The organism is Psychrobacter sp. AOP7-A1-24, assembly GCF_052376235.1.
In the GTDB taxonomy this organism is placed as follows: Bacteria; Pseudomonadota; Gammaproteobacteria; order Pseudomonadales; family Moraxellaceae; genus Psychrobacter.
In genome coordinates this window covers 1-3754 of the sequence record NZ_JBQSVM010000081.1, presented here as the reverse complement: position 1 = coordinate 3754, position 3754 = coordinate 1, and the positions used below count along the sequence as shown (strand labels likewise).

At 39.0% G+C, this 3754-nt stretch carries 4 protein-coding genes; 2 read left to right on the top strand and 2 right to left on the bottom strand.

What is annotated here, in order from left to right:
- The first annotated feature begins 739 nt into the window (after positions 1 to 739).
- Both ACT3QQ_RS13675 and ACT3QQ_RS13670 read left to right on the top strand, forming a co-directional pair.
- Positions 740 to 1645 (top strand): replication initiation protein, encoded by a 906-nt coding sequence (locus tag ACT3QQ_RS13675; protein WP_444518780.1) that lies wholly within the window; start codon positions 740 to 742, stop codon positions 1643 to 1645.
- 111 nt (positions 1646 to 1756) lie between these two features.
- Positions 1757 to 2194, top strand: coding sequence for a DUF7673 family protein (locus ACT3QQ_RS13670; protein ID WP_444518779.1), 438 nt, complete (start codon positions 1757 to 1759; stop codon positions 2192 to 2194).
- Here the strand turns inward: ACT3QQ_RS13670 and ACT3QQ_RS13665 are convergent.
- Together ACT3QQ_RS13665 and ACT3QQ_RS13660 are read right to left on the bottom strand one after the other, a co-directional pair.
- Positions 2191 to 3321, bottom strand: a complete 1131-nt coding sequence (locus ACT3QQ_RS13665; protein WP_444528402.1) for a relaxase — start codon at positions 3319 to 3321, stop codon at positions 2191 to 2193. The genes ACT3QQ_RS13670 and ACT3QQ_RS13665 overlap by 4 nt on opposite strands.
- Positions 3311 to 3754, bottom strand: a 444-nt coding sequence (locus ACT3QQ_RS13660; RefSeq protein ID WP_444525973.1) for a plasmid mobilization protein, incomplete at its 5' end; no start/stop codon positions are given. The genes ACT3QQ_RS13660 and ACT3QQ_RS13665, both read right to left, overlap by 11 nt.

The following is a 3754-nucleotide window of genomic DNA, read 5'->3' as shown; positions in this document are numbered from 1 at the left end:
GTAGCGCAGCGGAAAAAGGGGTCTCTAGGGAATGCTGGCTAAAAAAATATGAACTGTTTTATTTACTTTTTTATACTGACACAACATGGATTTTTTGGCTAGATAGCTATATTTGACTGGGTTTGCAGAAGTTAAGATTTTAATCGGTAATAGAACAAACTAGGACGTTATAACGCAAACTAATCCGTTATAGCGCAATTAGAGACGTTATATCGCAAACTAATTTTTTTGTAATTTTTGAATAGTTAGCTGATGCTGGTTTTATAGGCGCACTAAGACGATATAGCACAAAGTAATTAGATATACAGCGTACTAAGACGTTATAACGCAAACTAATCCGTTATAGCGCAATTAGAGACGTAATAGCGTACTAAGATTAGCTTTATGTATTTTTGAACTGTAAAAAATGATTTATATCTTTGTTCGTTTGAGTTTGATCCTCTAAAGTTATCCACAATCAAAATTAAAAGTTCTGTAAAAGAAGGGTTTTTATTTAGTAACTTGTTTAACTCTTGTTTAACTCTTGTTTAAGGAGCATTTTTAACCTTTAAAATCAATTACTTACGAGCTTAAAAAACAGTAAATGAAGCGAGAAAACAGTAAATGAAGCGAGAAAACAGTAAATGAAGCGAGAAAACAGTAAATGAAGCGAGAAAACAGTATAAAAATAAATATTGTTTTTAAAATTGTTTTAACTATAATAGTATTTAAAACTGGTTATTAACAAGCAGGTGAGAATATGGAAAATTATATAGTCAGTCAGTCTAACGATTTAGTTTTAGCAACGTATACGATGACTACTAAAGAAAAACAGCTGCTGCTTGCGTGTGTTAGTCAGATAGATAGCAGAGAGGGCGCACGCGAAATTACCAAGCAAACAAAATTTACTATTACAGTTGAACAAATTAGAGATGTTTTTTACAACAAGGGCAACGACAAAAACTTATTTAGAGATTTGAGTGAAGTTAGCGCACGACTACAAGATCGTAAAGCAACGATACATATAGCCGAAGGAGACAAGCTAGTAACCAATTTCGTGAGCGCTGTGCGATTCCAAAAATTTAAAGGGCGCGTAATACTAACGTTCGCAGAAGATATTCTTCCTTATTTGACTGAACTAAAAGCTAATTTTACAAAGTATCGCTTGATTGAAATATCGCAATTATCGAGTACGCACGCGATACGATTGTACGAATTAATTGTGTGTTGGACGGGCTTATTTACATACAAACAAGAGTTTGAATTAGACGATTTTCGGTACGTCATGGGCGTTTCGGGAAAATACAAGCAGTTTGGACAGCTTAAAGAATCTGTGATAGACAAAGCTATAGCCGAAATAAACGAACACACTGATTTTAATATTAGCGTCGAATATCGCAAAGTTGGACGTACGTTTGTAAGTATGACATTAAGATTTCACAAAAAATCATTAGCAAAACTGGAAGATAAGAAAGGCAAAATTTCAGAAGAAATGCTTAGTGCTATCGTACGTTCAAACCAATTCGAAGCTGATTATAATGATTATCATCGTTTGAGCGGACAGGGTAAGCGCGATAGAGACGCATTCAGAAGTGAGATGAAGAATTTTATTGCTACGTACCCCGAAGATTTTGAGGAAAAGCCCCTAGAAAATTATTTAAAATAGTAGCGGATCGCTCCGCTACGCTGCTATTTCGCTTTATATTTTTTGTACAGCCTACCGCTGCGCAGCACTGGTGGTATGGCTTCAACGGCACAGCCCATAAGGATCAGAAGCATGAAACCAACAGTAGAATATACAGAAGATAAAATCTATATCAATGACGGTGTTGGCACTTACTCAATCACTCGTAGAAACGATGATATAGATAACGTGGAAGTTCAAGCCACATTGGATATGATAGAGCGTGATCGCTTTTACAGTTCGGCTAATTTTGTCGATGACTTTAACAAAAACCTCGAAACGGTAATCCTTGCTACACGCGGCGGCGGTAGCGGTGCTAGGGCTTGTAGAGATACATTGCTGAGCTTATACAATGGCTCAGCATACAAAGCCAACTTGTCGGATTGGTACAGCTTAGACAGCAAAAACAAAGCCTCTTTGCTCTTTGTTTTAGAGCATCAGACAGCGAATAATCGTCAAGATATTGATTTATATTTACCTCAGTATCAAGACGACTTCAAACGCATGAAAAACGAAATCTCTGAAGATTAGGGTCGATATACATGCTTTTTGGGGGCGTTATCGCGCACTGGTAGCGTCTCTGTGCTCTTCTGCTGCGTCTCGGCAGTAATAACGGGCTTAACAGCTATATTTAGCGGTGGCGGCGCTATAGCGTCTTTGTATAGCTCTTTGTTTTGCTCCGTCTTGATCTGCATACCGATTTCATAATTATTGTCATCTTTAATTTTCCGTCGAATGCGGCTGTTATCGTATTTCTCATTAGCTACAGCGGTAAAATTTTCAGGTGTGAAATCCTTATTGTATATACCGCCTTCAAGTCTTATTCGTAAAGGCTTTTGGTTTTTATCAAGCAATAACGGGTGTGAGATGGTGATTGACTTGTTCGCAGTGTTTTCAAGAATAAGATCCAAGCCCGTCGTCAGTTCATGCACGACGGCTTTTCTGTCGTGTAGCTCAGTGTTGCGCTCGCTAAGCATTGCTAACATGTGACGATGAATAGACGCTCGCAGCTCATCACGTCCAGCGAGATCAAGCTCGCTTTTTTTGCTATCTTTTTTCGCTGTTAAGTCAAACGGACTGGGCTTCGGGGCAGAACCTAAATATTTATTGATTTTTCTATGTCGTCTTGGATCGTTCGGGTCAGCTACAGCATCACCTTTCAACGTTTTTAATTCCCTATTTATAATATTTTTCCATGCATTCACGCGGCGCAGGTCTGTACCCGCGTAAAACGGCTGTAAGCGCTTTCCTGTGCGCAGCTCATGACACGGAATCACAAAATTCAGCTCTAGACGACCGCTCCGCTCTGTTCCTTCGATCTGTTTGCCGTCTGCATCAACGTCAAAACGGTCTTTATCGCTGTGTTCTATCCATAATATGTCGTACTGGTCGGGGTCTAATCCTGGGAACAATGTCGTTTCAAAGCTGCGCATTATTGCTAATTTATCAGCTTCGCTAATCTCGTCTGCACGCTCTGCGAATGACAATACGCCGCTTGTATATTTGTTCTCAAATTTAGTCGCATTGATTAAATGTTCAGTAATATCAGGGTCTCCAGACAAAACTCGCGCAAACTTGCGATCTTTCTCAGCACCTAAAAAATAGTTAATAGGCTTGCTTCCGCGTTCTTTTGAACGTCTAAAAAATTTAACGATCATCTGAATTATCCTTTATCGCATCGGCAATATTTTGATCAATTAATTGTTTAAGCATCAAGCGAATAGCAGAAATCTCATTCAATACGTTTTGATCCAGCGATTTTTCAGTATTAACGTAACGCGCAAGCTGATTTAAGTTACTGCCAATACGACCAATATTTCGTACCAGCTCCGCATCTGCTTGATGAGTTGGAACAATGTCTAGAGCAACTTGGCGCAGCCAACCTGCAAAAGTATTTCCACTTTGACGCGCTAAAACTTTCTCATATTCACTTTCGTTAAAACGAACTTTCGTTACATTCGTTCGCATCTTCTCATCAGATAATTTGTACTTTTTATGCGTAGTCATAATTTGAAATCCTTGCGCAATGGCGGTTTTGGTTTTTGGGGGTCGGGGGGGTTTCCCCTTCGCCTGCACCCTAGAACCCATTTT

Coding starts and splice junctions, on each gene's coding strand:
- ACT3QQ_RS13675 (WP_444518780.1), top strand. CDS start 740: ATGGAAAATTATATAGTCAGTCAGTCTAACGATTTAGTTTTAGCAACG.
- ACT3QQ_RS13670 (WP_444518779.1), top strand. CDS start 1,757: ATGAAACCAACAGTAGAATATACAGAAGATAAAATCTATATCAATGAC.
- ACT3QQ_RS13665 (WP_444528402.1), bottom strand. CDS start 3,321: ATGATCGTTAAATTTTTTAGACGTTCAAAAGAACGCGGAAGCAAGCCT.